Here is a 17,070-nt window from a genome sequence, read left to right on the forward strand (position 1 = left end):
TTAAAGGCCTCTACGACGTTTTCTTAAAGTGATGTCCATGCGAAGTCGCTTCATAATAGGGTCTAAATCATTAGCCCAATCATTTAGCTCTGTTTCTAACAATTGCGATTCCTCAGAATCCCATTTATCTTGTATAATTAGTTCTTTAAATCGTTCTAGCTTTTTAACAATGTCCAAACTATCTGGTCGAGCTTTAATTCCAAAAATATCATTCATAGCAATATTTGACTCTGCCCCAAACGAGAAGTCTGGCTGTGTGAACTCTAGCTCCCCATTGATATTGTTTATAATTTTTATGCATTCTTCTGGAATGGTAGTTACAACCTGAGGGCTATGTGTAGTCATTATGAATTGAATGTTTTTAAATAATTCCATTAATTTAGGAACTACAGATTGTTGCCATCCAGGATGTAAATGAACTTCTATTTCATCAATCAATACAACCCCTCGACCATTAAGAGCTTCATATCCTTTTTGATTAGGATTTAATAGGTATAGTCGTCTTGTTATATCAGTAACTAAAGCAAATAAAGATTTCTCTCCATGAGATAAATCAGACGCACTAATAGCCACGCCTTTCCTATCGAAAACAATTTGTACGGACTCCTCGTCAATAGTTGTCCTGATATTATCAATGCCCATAAATCTGGAAATAGCATGTTTTACTAGTTCTATAATGCCAACTTCATTAGTTATCTTTAATTTTAAATTATTTATATGGCTATTAAGTGAATGTTCTTGGTTAATTAATTTTATCCCTATTTCAGAAGCTAGTAGTTCATCCGTAAATAATGATTTTGTTTCTATCAACTGTTCTAGTTTAAAATTGAATTTAGATAACTCATTCTTGATTTTGTCATTGTTATCATCTGATGGTGAACGATTGTATATTAGCCATTCTAATATTTTTTTATAATTACCCAACTCACCAAAACAGTCTTCATATGCATCAAGTTTGTTAACGGGCTTTACATTTGATGTATCAAACTTAGAATTAACATAGCTAACATCTAGCGCCCGTTCCACGGGGTAAAAAACAAAAATAGGTAAGCAAACATTTTTATATTTACTATTTATATCGGCATATAAAGATCCTAGCTTTTTAAATTCCTCTAGATGACTTCTCGCCTTTGAACTATCTTCAACTTTAGATTTTGCTAACCCTATTTCAAAAGTCGACTTATCACCTACCTTGATTTTAGAGTTTATAAAACAATCTTTAATATTTGAGCTTGTATTAATTTGATACTTCTTTATTGGTTGCCCATTTGAACCACTTTTGAGTGTATTAACAATCCAACTAAATGACTTTGTTAACCCTTCTAATAAGGTAGTTTTTCCGCATCCATTCATACCAACAAACACATTAAGGTTTTTATCAAGCTCAATATCACCTTTAGTTCTTACTACACCTTTAAAACCATGAATTGTTAGGCTGGTAAAGTACAGGGGAATACCTTGTATTTCATTATGAATTTGTTCAAGGAGTTCATCTGATAGTTTTTTATTTTTATCTAAAGAAAATTTCCCTTCCAGATGCCACTTACTTAAAGTGTATTTATCTCCAATATGACCATCTTCTGCGCCAGCCTGAATATCCGTTGTAGTTCTTTTGCGAATAATTGTATTTTTCACAACTAGGCTCTCCAATTTGCAGTCATCAAATGAACGACATTATTTTTCGTGTATTTTTGATAAAGAGTTTCAATAAAAGATGGTTCTATACTCTTACAAAAAGCCAGCATCCCTTGTAACATTAATAGTTCATCTTGATCGGCATGACCATTTATTGCTCTGAAAACCATTGTTTTAACGGCTCTCTTCCTTTTTCTACCTAAAGATAGTTGATTATTGTTATTAAGTACGATGCCGGTTACGTGTCTATTATGAGCTTTCGATGTAAAGGTCGTTTTTGATTCATTTAGCCTTATTTTTTCACCATATATTTGATGAACAAAATACCTAACTATAGTAGGAATATTTTTCAGTACATCCTCTTCATCCGTTGAAAAGAACAAGTCATCGGCATATCTCGAAAATGATACATTTAGGGAGCTACAAATAGTTGTTATTACATCATCAAACTCGTACAAGATAAAGTTTGAAATCATTGGTGAAGTTGGTGCCCCAACACTCAATATATGTTTCCCTTCAATTGTCTTGAGTGGAGACCAGAAAAGTAAACTTTTTATCAAGGTTAAATCATCAATTTCTATCTTGTGATGTAACAGGCGCTCAAATAATAATTGGTCATCAATACTGTTAAAAAAATTCAAAAAGTCCATTTTAAGTAGATATTGGTTCTTAACATGTACTAGTGCATTATCTTTAATACTACGATTTTTTCGATAAGCAAATGCGCTATCATGAATTGGTAATTGATGTTCTAAAACACTAATCAGGCCATATTGGAAAATTTTTAATTTTTTAGATGGATGTGCAATAACCCTTAGGCCACCACTTCTTTTGGGGATTGAATAAACCTTATACATTTTCGGCCCCTGAACCAATACAACATCAAGAGCATTAGAAGCCTGCGAGTTAGCATAATAAAGCGCCCAACCCTCAACCTCGTTTAATTTTTTTGGGGCTGATGGAGGAAGAAAATTTTCAACTACAGTCGGTAATTTTAATATTTGGGATTTTAGTTTAGTCACTTTTAAATCCTTAAAATATCGCCCTCAAAAAAGAGGGCGATAGTAGCTCTTTACTAGAGGAAGCGAGAGACAGTAAAGTCTCGCTACCTAGGTGAGGAACGAAGATTGGTAGCGAGACTTTACTGTCTCTCGCAACCCAAATTCCGTTCAATAAATTTCAGTCTGGCTATACACCCGACTAGGCTAACTTGTAATTTCGTAGAACTACTTTAAAAGCCCAACGCTAAAGAGCAACTTAATAATAGCAATTAAACTCTATCTCAACAATAACTACGATGTTGCCACAAGTTTAAATAGCTCATGCTTTTCTATAGTTGAGAGCTGTTCTATTTCCCTAACCAATCTATCCACTTTCGATTCATGCTGAAAAGTACCTAATAAATGAGCTGTAGTGATCCCTAGCTCCTGTCTAACATGCTCAATATCCAAATGTGCATAGGTACTTGCGGTAATACTGATATCACTATGGCCTAGCAGTTTACTGGTGGTTTGAATGTTACCGCCTCGCATGACGCTCCAGCTGGCGATGGTTCGCCTTAAATCATGAATGGTAACGTTATCACCTTTTTCAGTGCCACGAAGCTCTGCACGTTCTGTAATGCGATGCCAAAAGCTGCCTTTGCCTGCCTTTTCGATAATATGGCCTGATTGACTGCGTTCACTAGGGAATACAAAGCGTTCACCTTTGACAGCTTCTTGGCTGCGCCTAGTAAGAATGTCCATCGCTTCTTTAGTTAGTGGCACAGCATGAGGCTTTTTAACTTTCATTTTGCTGGTAGGTATAAGCCAAATGCCACGTTGGTGATCTATCTCGCGCCATTCCATACTGAACACGCAGCTTTTACGCTGGCCTGTTAATAGCAGCATCATCACCACATCGCGGTAAATAGGTAGCTCTAACTCTAAAGCTTCTAGTAGTCGCTTAACTTCATGCTCGGCTAAAATACGTTCTCGCTTTGTGCCTGCAAGTTTCTTGATATGCACAAATGGATTAACAGGTTGGTCGTTGAACATCGACTTGAGCAAGGTCAGACATTTGTTTCTAATCGCGGCGGAGTTTTTTGTGATAATCAGTTTAATGAAGTTGTCTGCATCTGCTTTAGAAATGCTTTCAACTCTTAAATGACCAATGCGCGATTTGATATGTTTGTTCCAAATGGAATGAACATCATCCAATGACTTTTGCCGACGTTCACCAGATTTTATTTTGATGTTGAACTCAGCAACGTATGCGTCAAATAATTGTTGAACAGATAAGGATAGGGCATCTTCAAGGGCTATTGCTTCTTTGGCTTGTCGTTTAGATTCGTTGGGGTTAATACCTTGGGCAATGTCTACCGCGATTAATTTGGCCTGCTTACGTGCCTGCTCAATGGTCAAATTGGGGAAGAGGCCAATAGTGACGGCAACGTCTTTGCCTAAGTGCTTGCGTCTAAAGCGAAAATACTTTTTTCCTGATGGCATAACTTCTAAAATTAGGCCTTTTACTGACTCTCTTTGGTCTAAATCGGCAATTCTATAGCGTTTTGGGGCACTTTTTAGCTGTTCAAAACAGCGTTTATTGAAAGTAAATTCTTTATCCATAATCACTTAGCCTCAAAAGTTGTGCCGCCTATGTGCCGCCTTTGGAATCTATTTTGACTAATTTACAGTAATTTTGGTTAATGTCAAAAATGCAATTATCGATTTAAGATATTGATAAATAACATTTAGTTAATTTTGGTTAACTTTGGTTAAAGTCAACCAAACTCACCTGTGGGGAGACCATACAGCCTCTTTTTATCCAGCTAAACAAGCCAATCTTTTATTATGTTATTCCTTAGCCAATACAACGCCGCTATATCATCACGCTTATTTTGATTTATCTTTGAAAATTGCTCTAGGATCTTAATGCCGATCGATATAGTACAGGGCTTATTCTATCAATAAGTGTACGTAACTTATAAATGAGAGTTATAAGTAATGTAGCAATAAAAATCTTCAACGAAGATAGAGAAATTCATGCTGAAAATCCCTGATAAATGCTCCGTTGTGACCCCTAGCTCTTGCCTAACATGTTCAATATCTAAGTAAGCATAGGTAGTCGCTGTGATACTGGCTTTTATTTAAATTTATACGGCTATGCCCTAAAAGTTTACAGGCAAGTTAAATGTTACCGCTTCGCATGATGCTCCTACTTCCTTTGTCTCGTTTTTTATCATCTTTACGATAACTTTTTTGATAAATCACATCATCATTTGTGCCTCTCGCTATCGCAGTTGGATGGGCTTTAGCGTTATAATTGCGTTTCATTTTAGTTGCTAGGAGCAGTTGTTTGCCACATTCATATATTCCGTTTGACCTTTATAAGCGCAAGTGGATTTTTAACCATAAAGATTTGCCTGTATCGGATGATGATAAGGCGCTGATTCAACCACTGTCTGATAAAAGTGCCATGGAAGTATGGAATAAGTGGATAAGCAATAAGAGTAGCCGAGCAGAGCAGTTTGAAAAAGGGGATTGGCCTGCAAAGCAAGATGCCTGGACAGCAACAGAACATTGGCAAGCGGCATGGGATGCGAATGATAATACCTTGCCAGAAGCCATTGCTGAATATATTCAATGGCCTGACGATACCTTAGTGTATTTTTGCTATGAAAAGTATCAAATTATTGAAACTCGCTGGGATATATTTGTACGCAATTGGAAGTGTTTTTTATTTTTTGATGATGGTCCAATTTTAATGGCACCTAAACACAAACAAGCGTTGATGTTTGAACAAAATGGCCAGTATAAGTTAGGCGTTCGCGGGTAGTTAAACCTCATTGAGTTTGCTTGTTGACTAAATGATAGTGATTTAGTTGTTTATATTGCTGGTTTTTAGAGAGTCGGTATGAAGTTATTCGCGTTAATTTTGCTGGGTGTAGTGTTAATGTTACCGGCATGGGTACAGGCTAGAATGATTGCCGATGTTGATGTGGCAGAAAAAATTACGGTAGCAGAGCAGCCTTTAGTGTTAAATGGTGCTGGTGTGCGCAGTAAGTTTTTTATGGATTTGTATGTGGGGAGTTTGTACCTACCCACTAAGGCGAATACTCTTGATGATGTGCTGGCTCAGCCGATCGCGGTGATCCAGTTAACCATTACTTCTGGTATGGTTACCTCAGACAGAATGCGTGATGGTATTACTCAAGGGTTTGAAACCGCTACCGGCAATGACACCCACTTTATTGCCAAAGAGATCCTACATTTTACCGAATTGTTTTCAGATAATATTACCAAAGGTGATCAATTTACGTTTGTGACTCAAAAAGGTAAGGGCGTGAGTAGTATTGTAAATGGTCATGTTCAAGGAGAGATCGTTGGTGAGGCTTTTCGTCAGGCATTACTCAGTATTTGGCTAGGTGATGAGTCTGCGCAACAAAGTTTACGTCAGGCGATGCTTGCTCAGTCAATTCAATAACAGCTTATTTATTACTATGTATTTAATCTCTGATTAAGTCGTCTGGCTTATTTCATCACGCTTTATTTATCCCCATCGTTAGAGTGAGTATTAAACTGAAAAGTCGTTACCAAGTGTTGAAATGGTAGATGTTTTACCTTTTTCATTGTAGGTCAAGCTTGAAGCATTTCGGCTTGCTTGTAACGCTTGGGCAAATCGATTCATACTCGCTATATTGAGTTCTATTAAACTGGAATTTTGGCTATTGATGTCTTTACATTGCGCGAGGACCGTTTTTGCTTGCGTGACTTTTTCTACTAGCTCTGGATCGGTTGTAAGCAGTATATGTTGAGGATGATTGGCCAGCTTTTCGTCGGTGGTTTTCATCGCAAATAAACATTGCGTTTTGTCTTTAGAAAGCGCCAACAGCTTGTCTGCATCTTGTTTGGTTAATGCTAGTGTTTCAGCATCAATAAGCTGTTTTAGCTGTGATAATGTCTTATTTTGGCTATCTAGTAGTTCGCTTAATTGTTGTTTTAGTTCTGTCATATATTACTCTTAGTTTTTTAACAGACACCTTTATATGATGCATATAGCACCTCATGTTGTATGTCGTTAAAACAAATTAAAGAGTAACGTTTAACGGTTACTCTTTGTCAATTGACAAACTGCCTAGCTCGGTTTCAAAGCTGGCAATATTTGCAGCAAGTTTTTCTGGGTCAACTTTATAGCGCCCTTCAGAAATTGCTTGCTTGATTTCGGCAACCTTTTTTTGGTCGACTTCAGGCAACGATGCCATTTTAGTTTGCGCACTCTGAAGCTGGTGAGCTTGAGAGGTTATGCTAACAGAATCTGTTTTAACTGGTGTAGCCGTTTTTGGGGCTGCGTCAGTGTTAGGGTGTTTAGTTGACTGCGTGTCGCGTGCAGTGCGCATTTGTGTATTGGTAGTAGTATTATGCTTAATGTCAATTGCCATGGGAGGCTCCAGCGTTATGAATCAGGTTTTCCAAACAGGCTATCGGCACGCAAGGAAAAAACTTTAACACTATTTTACATTCTTACTTCAACTTCGCCAACGCCAATTACGACAGCATCAAATTGCTTACTTGTATTGCTATTCTTTACTCGGATAACGTCATCAAGATTACCATTACGCAATGCTTCACCTAGGGTTTTTATTTGCACATTTGCAGTATTAGCATAAATGGCAACAGTGTCGCCTTTGCATACAAAACACAGGTTATTGCTGAGTACTGGTGAGTCTTTCGCTACCCGACGTTTTACTCTTGAGCCAATTAATGCGCTTGTATCAGAAAAAAACTGACCTTTTAAACTATATTGATCGACATACATAATGTGCAGGTGATGTTGATCGATAATTTGGTCTGGTGATAGAAGTTGGGTCGCAACCACTACAGGATATTGTATTTCAACTCTAACCGAGAGGTACATTTGCCATGGGTAGTCATAGTCTGGGCTGTCGCAACTTATTTTTACCATGTTGTTTCGGCTAATGGCTCTTTCACTGGCAATTTCGACCTTAATTGGCGGATGACAGCGTGGCGGACTTATTCTGCCTTCCAGATTTTGTGGGGTAATCTGTACTTTAGCCTTTGAGTCGGCATCAATTTTCTTGGCGACAACCTCTTTAGCTAACTCATAAATGGTCGATAATGTAGGTGTTGTGATGTCTTCGCTCGCAAATGCGGGCAAAGAATAAGTTATTGAGCACAAAAAACACAAAAAAAATACTTTCATAATGAAGATACTAGCTTGTTTTGCCAGAATACACCTATACTTTGAAAAACGGAAAATATGCGAGTGGTCTCTGCATACAAAATGAAGCAACAAATTAACGATACTGATGAGATAATAATATCATTATCCTTTTGTCAAAAAAGTGTCGTTATGTTGTGTATAGTAATTTATGTAGATTGAAGCAAATTGCATGCCCACTTTAAGGTTCCGTAGATTGGTCTTTCTTAAGGGGCTATTTTTAGACGGTTGTGGCTGCATCATACTTCACTTGGATTGCTTAATGCTGACAACCGCAGCAATTGATTTAGCCGTAAATAACAGCGTAAGAGTGACATTAAAAGGTGTTTAACCGGGCCATTTTATTTTAACAAAGTAATATTTGTGGCAAAGTACTCACTAGCGTCGAAATTTTGTCACTATGATTTTGATTACGATATTCTGTTTATGTTGAACAATGTTCAATATAAAGGGTCAATAGGCACTAGCTAGATGGGTGTTGGTTTATCGTGCATTGAACCGCACAACAGTAAGAAATGTATTAACCGTATTATGCTAAACCAAGGTTTACTATAATGTTAAAGAACAGATTTTATCCTTTTGGGTGACAGTTAACTACAAGGCCGTTTTATGTCGAGCATTTTAGAATCAGTAAATAAACGTACCCAGCTTGTCGGGCAAAACAGACTAGAGTTGCTATTGTTTAGGCTTAACGGCCGTCAACGGTTTGGGATTAACGTGTTTAAGGTAAAAGAGGTGTTACAATGCCCACCGCTAACAACCTTACCTAAATTAAATCGTTTCGTGAAAGGCGTGGCTCATATTCGTGGGGCGACGATTTCTGTTATTGATTTAAGTGCAGCAACGGGTGGTCGTCCACTGACGTCAACTGAAAATTGCTTTATTATCATTTCTGAATATAACCGAAGTGTTCAAGGTTTTTTAGTTAGCTCTGTTGAACGTATTATTAATATGAATTGGGCTGCTATTATGCCACCCCCTCAAGGTGCTGGACGTTATTCATACTTAACGGCTGTGACCGAAATTGAAGGTGAGTTGGTTGAAATTTTAGATGTTGAAAAAATTCTTGATGAAATCTCACCGGTTAAGACCGCTATCAGTAAAGAAGTCAATGAGACGTTAACTATTGATAGAGAACAGCATTACCATATTATGGTTATTGACGACTCTGCCGTGGCACGTAAACAGATTATTCGCTCATTAGAATCTTTAAATTTACAGATAGATACCGCTAAAGATGGTAAAGAAGCATTAGATAAGCTGAAACGAATAGCGACCGAGATGGATGATGTATCTGTTGAAATTCCGCTTATTATTTCTGATATTGAAATGCCTGAAATGGATGGTTATACCTTAACTGCCGAAATTCGCGATGATCCAAAATTAAAGAACATAAAAGTGGTATTACACACATCCTTGAGTGGTGTGTTTAACCAAGCAATGGTAGAAAAAGTTGGGGCAAACGACTTTATTGCTAAGTTTAACCCCGACGAATTAGCCGCAGCAGTTAATAAACATTTGAGTTTATAAACCCTTCGCATTATGAAATGTTAGAGGTTTAGCATAATAAGCTTACATATTAGGAAGTTAATGTGACAGATAAATCACTTGCTGAAGCAGAGTACAATCAATTTAGGCTGTTTTTAGAGCAGCATAGCGGTATTGTGTTAGGTGAGAATAAACAGTATTTAGTGCGTAGTCGTTTGGCACCATTGATGGGAAAGTATAATTTACCTTCTTTATCTGAGGTGGTTAAAAAGTCGATGAAACCGACTGAACGTCAATTACGTGCAGAAGTGATTGATGCCATGACGACGAATGAAACCTTATGGTTTCGAGACCGTTACCCATTTGAATTACTGCATAATACTCTATTGCCTGAATACAGTAAGCTTGGTCGTCCATTAAAAATATGGTCGGCGGCGTGCTCTTCTGGACAAGAACCTTACTCGTTGGCGATGACTGTGTTAGAATACCAGCAACGTAAACCGGGTGCATTGCCTGGCGGTGCGGCCATTCAAGCAACGGACTTGTCGCCTTCTATGTTGGAGCGCTGTAAGCATGCTGAGTATGATGGTTTAGCCCTAGCTCGTGGCTTGTCTGAAGAACGTAAGCGTCAGTTTTTTGATTCTTTGCCTTCGGGTAACATGAAAGTAAAAGATACTGTAAAACGTTTGGTGAATTTTAGAGCGCATAATCTCCTTGAAAGCTATAGCTTATTAGGTAAGTACGATATTATTTTTTGCCGCAATGTGCTGATTTACTTTGCTCCAGAGGCAAAGTCTAAGATTTTGCGGCAATTTGCTGCCGCACTTAATCCTAACGGTATTTTATTTTTAGGTGCGTCAGAATCTCTTGCTGGCTTAAGTGATGAATTTAATATGGTCCGCTGCAACCCTGGTATTTATTACCAAAAGAAAACCTAGATAAAACAATAGATTATTGTGTTCTATGTGCCGGCGTTCGTCGGCATGTTTATTTATCCTTTTTATTACTCCTTTTGTTGAAATGTTGGCATCATCTTTGCTTTAAATCTATCAGTTAGTTGATGGAGGCAATTTTATGGCGATTAATTTCGAAAATGCATTAGGTGTTCACCAATATTCTTTGGGCGTACGAGCTCAAAGAGCAGAAGTGATTTCAAGTAATATTGCCAATGCCAACACTCCTCATTATAAAGCTCAAGATGTTAATTTTGCTTCTGCGATGCAAGCGGCAAGCACGCATCAGAAAGGCTTAAGTATGAGCCAAACCACAGATAAACATTTTGACCTAGCGGCTCTAAGCCAGCAACACGTTCAGTATCGTGTGCCAAATCAAGCTGATACTGGTGATGGTAATACGGTTGATACGCAGAAAGAGCAGTCAGCATTTATGCAAAATGCACTCGAATATCAGATGTCTTTAGGTTTTCTTGAAGGAAAATTTAACGGTATGCGCAAAGCATTGCGAGGTGATTAATTATGAGTTTATTTAATATTTTCAATGTATCAGGCTCGGGTATGTCAGCGCAGTCAATTCGTTTAAATACGACTGCCAGTAATATTGCGAATGCTGATTCTGTCTCAAGTAGTGTTGATCAAACCTATCGTTCGCGTCATCCGGTTTTTGAAGCCGAAATGCTAAAAGCTAATGGTCAACAAAACAGTTCACCTGGTGTGAATGTTAAAGGGATTGTCGAAAGTGACAAACCTTTATTGAAAGAGTATTCACCAGATCATCCATTGGCGGATGGTGATGGTTTTATTTATAAACCTAATGTCAATGTGATGGAGGAAATGGCAGATATGATTTCTGCATCACGTTCTTATCAAATGAATGTTCAGGTGGCTGATGCAACGAAATCTATGTTGCAACAGACGTTAAGGATGGGTAAATAGTATGATTATTCAAGGAGGTAACAATGAGCCTCGTTAATGCTTACAGTCAGTCTTTACCGCAACAATCCAGTAGCGCATCTAATACAAGTGCGTCGACCAAGAGTACAGTACAGACAAATACGACCAGCACGACTACGGGTAATCCTTTTCTTGATGGAATTCGTTTACCTGAAGGAAGTGTGATACCTGAAGCTAATGACCAGATGTTAAAGCAAGAAGATTTCTTTGCTCTACTCAGTCAACAGCTGTCGATGCAAGATCCATTTGAACCTGTTGATAACGATCAAATGATTGCGCAAATGGCATCATTCTCGACAGTAGATGGGATTTCAAATCTTAATGATGAAATTCTTAATTTGAATACTGTAATGAGTTCTAGCCAAGCGTTGCAGGCTTCTGGCTTAGTGGGTCGCAAAGTGCTTATCCCTTCTGATACAGGTGCCATTTCAACTGAAAGCACTGAAATAAGCGGAGTGATCAGCACGCCGTCTGCAATTGAAACCATTATGGTCAAAATTGAAGATAAATCAGGCCAGGTAGTGAGAAGTTTTGAAGTTGATGGTAGTGAAGGCGGTAATGTTGATGTTACTTGGGATGGCTTAGATAAAAATGGCGAGCCAGTTAAAGCCGGTGATTATAGCATTAAGGCCAGTGGTATAGTGGATGGAACATCTGAAGATTTAGCGGTGTCGACATATGCTCATGTTACTAGTGTGTCATTAGGCACAGTTGAAACTGGTGCTATTTTGAATTTACGCGGAATCGGTGGAATTAAGTTATCTGACGTACTTGCAGTATCTGAAACATAATACCGTCAACAACAGTTGGCTGTGGTCATAAACAAATTAATTGTAAGAGGTGAAACATGTCATTTAACATTGCATTGAGTGGTATCGCTGCCGCACAAAAAGACTTAAATACAACCGCGAATAATATTGCTAACGTTAATACCGTTGGTTTTAAAGAATCTAGAGCAGAATTTGCCGATGTGTATGCTAATTCTATTTTTGCAAACAGTAAAACAACAGTGGGTGGAGGTGTTACCACTACGCAAGTTGCCCAACAGTTTCATCAAGGTAGCTTACAATTTACCAGCAACTCGCTGGATATGGCGATAAGTGGTAGCGGATTTTTTGTTACTTCATCAGGCTTAGATACGCAGGATTTATCTTATACTAGAGCCGGTGCATTTAAAGTTGATTCAGATAATTATATGGTTGATGCTGCGGGTAATTTTTTACAAGGTTTCCCAGTGGATGAAGATGGCAACTCAACTTCAGTGAGTTTAACTACAACTCAACCGATTAAGATCCCTGACAAGGCGGGTAGCCCAGTGCAAACCGGAAATGTTGGTTTGCAGATGAACCTTGATGTTGGTGAAACAGCACTTGATCCTGCTAATTTTGATCCAGATGATTCTGATACCTTTAACAACTCTACTTCGGTCACTATTTATGATTCGCTAGGTGAGTCGCATATTATGACCACTTACTTTATTAAGCCTACTGATGGTTCCTATACTGGCGAAAGTAACTGGTTGGCTTTTTACGCTGTAGATGGCGACCCTGTTAATGTGGCAACTGGTGCAGGCACTTATGACACTGATGCTGATGGTGACGGTGCTGGTGATGGCACCAATTTAGGTAGAGCAGAGGCAACAGACCCAAATGATGGTACAACATGGTCTGGTGCTGTGCTTAAGTTTAACTCTGCTGGTACTTATACTGGCAGTGACCCCGTTACGATTACTACAGAGGTACTTGGTGCTGGTGGTGCAGAGGCTTTAGGCCCTGGGGCAGATGGTACTCAAACGCTTACGGTGAAATTTAATAATCCAACCCAATATGCCTCTTCGTTTGAAGTGACCGAGTTGAGTCAAGACGGTATTACCGTTGGCCGATTAACCAATGTTGGTATTGGTTCTGATGGTTTGATTACCGCCAGTTACAGTAATGGTTCAACTGTTCCGTTATCACGGGTGGCATTAGTACGCTTTGCTAACGAGCAAGGACTCTCTCAGGTGGGGAATACGTCTTGGAAAGCCAGTTTAGATTCAGGCGCTGCATTAGCCGGTGAAGCCAATAGTGGTACATTTGGTAGTATTAAATCTTCAGCACTTGAGCAATCTAACGTTGATTTAACCACCGAATTGGTTGATTTAATCTCGGCACAGCGTAATTTCCAAGCTAACTCGCGAACGCTTGAAGTGAACAATACCTTAAATCAAACGGTATTACAGATCCGTTAATTAAACCACGCGTTATTATAGGTGTTGCCGTTTACGGCAACACCTTGCCTTTATATTTTTCACTCATATTCCTCTTCTGTTTATCGATATTTTTTTGACACAAGTTAATCGTTTTATATTCATTTTTATCATTAAATTTCAATTAATTAAAACACCATGAAATACAAAGTATCATTTGGCATGATGATTGCTTGTTCTCTGTGTATATTGTTTGTGCAGAAAGTTTGACGGAGCAAAAATGGACAAATTTCTTTATGTTGCCATGAGTGGTGCAAAGCAAGGCATGAATGCGTTAGCGGTCAGTGCTAATAATCTTGCCAATGCCAATACTGATGGATTTAAAGCTGACATGGTCCAAGCCCGTTCAATGCAGGCATTCGGTGAAGGCTTACCAACGCGAGTGTTCTCTATGATTGAGAGTCCTGGCAGTAATTTTAACGGTGGTCCGATTAAAACGACAGGTCGTGACCTTGATATTGCCGTTAAAGGTGATGGTTGGATTGCTGTGCAAGCGGCCGACGGCTCAGAAGCATATACCCGTGCAGGCAGCATGAAATTTGACAGTACCGGTTTGTTATTGAATAGCAGTAATCGTCCGGTCATGGGGGATTCTGGCCCTATTGTGTTACCTATTCCTATTGAAAAAGTACAAATTTCAGCCAATGGCGTCATTTCTGTTCGACCACAAGGGGCGACAGCTGAGGTGGTTGAAGAGGTCGCGAGGATTAAGTTAGTTAATCCTGGTAACGAGAACTTGATGCGCGGTGAAGATGGCTTATTTCGGCTTATTGCAGGTGGTAATGCACCCAATAACCCTGGGGTTGAAGTTGAGAGCGGTGCGGTTGAAGGCAGTAATGTGAACTCTGTGCATGAAATGGTCGCCATGATTGATATTCAGCGTCAATACGAAATGCAAGTCAAAATGATGAAGAACGCTGAAGAAATTGATCGAGCGTCCACTTCCTTGATGAGAATTAGTTAGGAGTAATTATTATGCATCCAGCGTTATGGATAAGTAAAACAGGTGTCGATGCCCAGCAAACCAACATTGCGGTTATTTCTAATAACGTGGCTAACGCCAGTACTGTTGGATTTAAGAAAAGTCGTGCGGTATTTGAAGACTTACTTTATCAAACGGTTAATCAAGCAGGTGGCATTAGCTCAGATAATAGTAAGTTGCCTAATGGGTTAAATATCGGGGCGGGTACTAAGGTTGTTGCCACCCAAAAGATGTTTACTCAAGGCAACATGCTCACCACTGACAACTCATTAGATTTAATGATTGAAGGTTCAGGATTTTTTGAAGTGCAAATGCCAGATGGCACTGCTGCTTACACTCGTAATGGTCAGTTTAGCTTAGATGATACCGGTCAAATCGTAACGCCAGGTTCTGGTTATGTTGTCCAGCCTCCAATTACAATCCCTGATGATGCAACGAGTATTACCGTATCTGCAGGAGGCGAAGTGTCTGTGCAAACTCCTGGCACTGCAGCCAGTCAGGTTATTGGTCAGCTCACCATGACAGACTTTATTAATCCGGCCGGTTTAGATCCATTAGGACAAAACTTGTATACCGAAACAGGTGCAAGCGGGACGCCAATCCAAGGTACGGCATCACAAGATGGCTTAGGTTCTATCCGCCAAGGCGCGCTTGAAACCTCTAACGTAAATGTCACTGAAGAGTTGGTTAACCTTATTCAAGGGCAGCGTATTTATGAGATGAATTCTAAAGTTATCTCTGCGGTAGATCAGATGCTGTCTTATATTAATCAGAATCTCTAAGGAGCTAACATGATTAAATACATTGCGTTAGCGTCAATAGTGTTATTGGTTGGCTGTAGTTCTACTCAAAAAAAGCCTATTGCTGATGACCCATTTTATGCGCCGGTATATCCAGACACCACACCGACGCAAGTGGCGGCAACGGGATCTATTTTTCTTGATAGCCAAGCATCAAGCTTGTATTCCGATATTCGTGCTCATCGAGTGGGCGACATTATTACCGTGACATTAAAAGAGTCAACTCAAGCATCTAAAAGTGCTAATAACGAAATCAAAAAAGGTTCAGATTTAAACTTAGAGCCAGTTTATGCTGGTGGTAAAAATGTGTCGATAAGTGGTGTCCCAATTGATTTGGGTTATAGCGACAGTATGAATACCAAGCGTGAATCTGACGCCGATCAATCAAACAGCTTAGACGGCAGCATTTCAGCCAATATTATTCAAGTGCTCAGTAATGGCAATTTGGTCATCCGTGGTGAAAAGTGGATTTCAATTAATAATGGTGATGAGTTTATCCGCGTTACCGGCATGATCCGCAGCCAAGACATTAACCCAGATAATACAATCGATTCGACACGAGTGGCTAACGCTCGTATCCAGTATAGCGGTACCGGTACGTTTGCTGACTCCCAAAAAGTCGGTTGGCTGAGTTCATTCTTTATGAGTGACTGGTGGCCTTTTTAAGGAGTAATGCATGAAAACTAAACTTATTGTGTCGGTTATTGCGTCAATATTAATGTTAACCGCACCTGCACATGCAGAACGGATTAAAGATATTGCCAGTATCCAAGGGGTGCGAAGTAACCAATTAGTGGGTTATGGCTTGGTTGTTGGTTTGCCTGGTACAGGAGAAAAAACCCGTTATACCGAACAAACATTTAGAACCATGCTTAAAAACTTTGGCATTAACTTACCCGATTCAGTTCGTCCCAATTCAAAAAATGTCGCGGTGGTAGCTGTGCACGCAGAGATGCCTGCTTTTATTAAGCCCGGTCAAAATATTGACATTACCGTGTCGAGTTTAGGCGAAGCCAAAAGTTTACGTGGTGGCACCTTATTGCAAACTTTCTTAAAAGGGGTGGATGGCAATGTGTATGCCATTGCTCAAGGGAGTTTAATTGTAAGTGGTTTCAGTGCCGAAGGATTGGATGGTTCACAAGTTATTCAAAATACGCCAACGGTAGGCAGGATCCCAAGCGGTGCCATTGTTGAACGTAGTGTTATTAGCCCTTTTGCTAGCGGTGATTACCTGACGTTTAATTTACGTCGTTCAGACTTTTCGACGGCTAAACGTACCGCAGATGCGATTAACAATTTACTCGGCCCCAATATGGCGAAAGCTGTTGATGCGACGTCTATTCAAGTGAGTGCCCCACGCGATGCATCACAGCGAGTGTCATTTCTATCAACACTAGAAAACATAGAAGTCATACCGGCAGAAGAGTCAGCCAAAGTGATTGTTAACTCTCGTACTGGCACCATTGTTGTTGGCCAAAACGTTAAGTTGCTGCCAGCGGCTGTCACTCATGGTGGATTAACCGTCACCATTGCTGAAGCAACACAGGTTTCACAACCCAATGCATTAGCCGGTGGAGATACGGTTGTCACCACCAATAGTACAATTGATGTGTCAGAAAAAGATCGTCGTATGTTTATGTTTAATCCAGGTACCACACTTGATGAGCTTGTCAGAGCCGTGAATTTAGTGGGGGCTGCACCATCAGATGTTCTTGCCATACTCGAAGCGTTAAAGATGGCAGGCGCTTTGCATGGTGAACTAATCATCATCTAATAATTGTCGGAATG

Annotated in this window: 19 protein-coding genes; 12 read left to right on the forward strand and 7 right to left on the reverse strand. The window is 39.5% G+C overall.

What is annotated here, in order from left to right:
• The 4 genes from ACWXWT_RS06910 to ACWXWT_RS06925 form a co-directional block, all read right to left on the reverse strand.
• The gene (locus ACWXWT_RS06910; RefSeq protein ID WP_456040885.1) at positions 1-1,635 is read right to left on the reverse strand and encodes an AAA family ATPase; all 1,635 of its coding nucleotides are present in this window, start codon (positions 1,633-1,635) and stop codon (positions 1-3) included.
• A gap of 2 nt (positions 1,636-1,637) precedes the next feature.
• On the reverse strand, positions 1,638-2,657 hold the full coding sequence (locus ACWXWT_RS06915) for a retron St85 family RNA-directed DNA polymerase (protein ID WP_456040886.1): 1,020 nt from the start codon (positions 2,655-2,657) through the stop codon (positions 1,638-1,640).
• A gap of 270 nt (positions 2,658-2,927) precedes the next feature.
• Positions 2,928-4,241, reverse strand: a complete 1,314-nt coding sequence (locus ACWXWT_RS06920; protein WP_456040887.1) for a tyrosine-type recombinase/integrase — start codon at positions 4,239-4,241, stop codon at positions 2,928-2,930.
• Positions 4,242-4,802: 561 nt separating this feature from the next.
• Positions 4,803-4,949, reverse strand: a complete 147-nt coding sequence (locus ACWXWT_RS06925; protein WP_456040888.1) for a hypothetical protein — start codon at positions 4,947-4,949, stop codon at positions 4,803-4,805.
• Between the two features lie 22 nt (positions 4,950-4,971).
• Between ACWXWT_RS06925 and ACWXWT_RS06930 the strand changes: the two genes are divergently transcribed.
• Complete coding sequence (locus ACWXWT_RS06930) at positions 4,972-5,451, forward strand: DUF2947 domain-containing protein (protein ID WP_456040889.1); 480 nt, start codon at positions 4,972-4,974, stop codon at positions 5,449-5,451.
• A 78-nt stretch (positions 5,452-5,529) separates the two neighbouring features.
• The gene (locus ACWXWT_RS06935) at positions 5,530-6,099 is read left to right on the forward strand and encodes a chalcone isomerase family protein (RefSeq protein WP_456040890.1); all 570 of its coding nucleotides are present in this window, start codon (positions 5,530-5,532) and stop codon (positions 6,097-6,099) included.
• Between the two features lie 90 nt (positions 6,100-6,189).
• On the opposite strand, the gene ACWXWT_RS06940 is transcribed toward ACWXWT_RS06935, so the two are convergent.
• From ACWXWT_RS06940 to flgA, 3 genes are all read right to left on the reverse strand, one after another.
• Positions 6,190-6,627: a flagella synthesis protein FlgN gene (locus ACWXWT_RS06940; protein ID WP_456040891.1), complete on the reverse strand. Its 438-nt coding sequence runs from the start codon at positions 6,625-6,627 to the stop codon at positions 6,190-6,192.
• Positions 6,628-6,724: 97 nt separating this feature from the next.
• The gene (gene flgM, locus ACWXWT_RS06945) at positions 6,725-7,054 is read right to left on the reverse strand and encodes a flagellar biosynthesis anti-sigma factor FlgM (protein ID WP_456040892.1); all 330 of its coding nucleotides are present in this window, start codon (positions 7,052-7,054) and stop codon (positions 6,725-6,727) included.
• 74 nt (positions 7,055-7,128) lie between these two features.
• Positions 7,129-7,836 (reverse strand): flagellar basal body P-ring formation chaperone FlgA, encoded by a 708-nt coding sequence (gene flgA / locus ACWXWT_RS06950; protein ID WP_456040893.1) that lies wholly within the window; start codon positions 7,834-7,836, stop codon positions 7,129-7,131.
• A gap of 627 nt (positions 7,837-8,463) precedes the next feature.
• Between flgA and ACWXWT_RS06955 the strand changes: the two genes are divergently transcribed.
• The 10 genes from ACWXWT_RS06955 (at position 8,464) to ACWXWT_RS07000 (ending at position 17,056) form a co-directional block, all read left to right on the forward strand.
• Entirely contained in the window at positions 8,464-9,384 is a 921-nt protein-coding gene (locus ACWXWT_RS06955; protein WP_456040894.1) for a chemotaxis protein CheV, read from the forward strand.
• Positions 9,385-9,446: 62 nt separating this feature from the next.
• On the forward strand, positions 9,447-10,280 hold the full coding sequence (locus tag ACWXWT_RS06960) for a CheR family methyltransferase (RefSeq protein ID WP_456040895.1): 834 nt from the start codon (positions 9,447-9,449) through the stop codon (positions 10,278-10,280).
• A 136-nt stretch (positions 10,281-10,416) separates the two neighbouring features.
• On the forward strand, positions 10,417-10,815 hold the full coding sequence (flgB, locus tag ACWXWT_RS06965) for a flagellar basal body rod protein FlgB (RefSeq protein WP_456040896.1): 399 nt from the start codon (positions 10,417-10,419) through the stop codon (positions 10,813-10,815).
• A 2-nt stretch (positions 10,816-10,817) separates the two neighbouring features.
• A complete protein-coding gene (gene flgC / locus ACWXWT_RS06970; protein WP_456040897.1) occupies positions 10,818-11,234 on the forward strand; it encodes a flagellar basal body rod protein FlgC in 417 nt (138 codons plus the stop codon).
• A gap of 23 nt (positions 11,235-11,257) precedes the next feature.
• Positions 11,258-12,043, forward strand: a complete 786-nt coding sequence (gene flgD, locus ACWXWT_RS06975) for a flagellar hook assembly protein FlgD (RefSeq protein ID WP_456040898.1) — start codon at positions 11,258-11,260, stop codon at positions 12,041-12,043.
• 56 nt (positions 12,044-12,099) lie between these two features.
• On the forward strand, positions 12,100-13,482 hold the full coding sequence (gene flgE / locus ACWXWT_RS06980) for a flagellar hook protein FlgE (RefSeq protein WP_456040899.1): 1,383 nt from the start codon (positions 12,100-12,102) through the stop codon (positions 13,480-13,482).
• Positions 13,483-13,720: 238 nt separating this feature from the next.
• A complete protein-coding gene (flgF, locus tag ACWXWT_RS06985; RefSeq protein WP_456040900.1) occupies positions 13,721-14,464 on the forward strand; it encodes a flagellar basal-body rod protein FlgF in 744 nt (247 codons plus the stop codon).
• Positions 14,465-14,475: 11 nt separating this feature from the next.
• Positions 14,476-15,264 carry a flagellar basal-body rod protein FlgG gene (gene flgG, locus ACWXWT_RS06990; protein ID WP_456040901.1) on the forward strand — a complete coding sequence of 263 codons (789 nt, stop codon included), beginning with the start codon at positions 14,476-14,478 and terminating at the stop codon, positions 15,262-15,264.
• A gap of 9 nt (positions 15,265-15,273) precedes the next feature.
• Positions 15,274-15,948: a flagellar basal body L-ring protein FlgH gene (gene flgH / locus ACWXWT_RS06995; protein WP_456040902.1), complete on the forward strand. Its 675-nt coding sequence runs from the start codon at positions 15,274-15,276 to the stop codon at positions 15,946-15,948.
• A gap of 10 nt (positions 15,949-15,958) precedes the next feature.
• A complete protein-coding gene (locus tag ACWXWT_RS07000; protein ID WP_456040903.1) occupies positions 15,959-17,056 on the forward strand; it encodes a flagellar basal body P-ring protein FlgI in 1,098 nt (365 codons plus the stop codon).
• Positions 17,057-17,070: the final 14 nt, after the last annotated feature.

Source organism: Shewanella sp. A22 (assembly GCF_053850585.1).

Excerpts from the sequence above, each read along its gene's own strand:
- ACWXWT_RS06920 (WP_456040887.1), bottom strand. The coding sequence starts at position 4,241 with ATGGATAAAGAATTTACTTTCAATAAACGCTGTTTTGAACAGCTAAAA.
- ACWXWT_RS06925 (WP_456040888.1), bottom strand. The coding sequence starts at position 4,949 with ATGAAACGCAATTATAACGCTAAAGCCCATCCAACTGCGATAGCGAGA.
- ACWXWT_RS06935 (WP_456040890.1), top strand. The coding sequence starts at position 5,530 with ATGAAGTTATTCGCGTTAATTTTGCTGGGTGTAGTGTTAATGTTACCG.
- ACWXWT_RS06940 (WP_456040891.1), bottom strand. The coding sequence starts at position 6,627 with ATGACAGAACTAAAACAACAATTAAGCGAACTACTAGATAGCCAAAAT.
- flgM (WP_456040892.1), bottom strand. The coding sequence starts at position 7,054 with ATGGCAATTGACATTAAGCATAATACTACTACCAATACACAAATGCGC.
- flgA (WP_456040893.1), bottom strand. The coding sequence starts at position 7,836 with ATGAAAGTATTTTTTTTGTGTTTTTTGTGCTCAATAACTTATTCTTTG.
- ACWXWT_RS06955 (WP_456040894.1), top strand. The coding sequence starts at position 8,464 with ATGTCGAGCATTTTAGAATCAGTAAATAAACGTACCCAGCTTGTCGGG.
- flgB (WP_456040896.1), top strand. The coding sequence starts at position 10,417 with ATGGCGATTAATTTCGAAAATGCATTAGGTGTTCACCAATATTCTTTG.
- flgC (WP_456040897.1), top strand. The coding sequence starts at position 10,818 with ATGAGTTTATTTAATATTTTCAATGTATCAGGCTCGGGTATGTCAGCG.
- flgD (WP_456040898.1), top strand. The coding sequence starts at position 11,258 with ATGAGCCTCGTTAATGCTTACAGTCAGTCTTTACCGCAACAATCCAGT.
- flgE (WP_456040899.1), top strand. The coding sequence starts at position 12,100 with ATGTCATTTAACATTGCATTGAGTGGTATCGCTGCCGCACAAAAAGAC.
- flgF (WP_456040900.1), top strand. The coding sequence starts at position 13,721 with ATGGACAAATTTCTTTATGTTGCCATGAGTGGTGCAAAGCAAGGCATG.
- flgG (WP_456040901.1), top strand. The coding sequence starts at position 14,476 with ATGCATCCAGCGTTATGGATAAGTAAAACAGGTGTCGATGCCCAGCAA.
- flgH (WP_456040902.1), top strand. The coding sequence starts at position 15,274 with ATGATTAAATACATTGCGTTAGCGTCAATAGTGTTATTGGTTGGCTGT.
- ACWXWT_RS07000 (WP_456040903.1), top strand. The coding sequence starts at position 15,959 with ATGAAAACTAAACTTATTGTGTCGGTTATTGCGTCAATATTAATGTTA.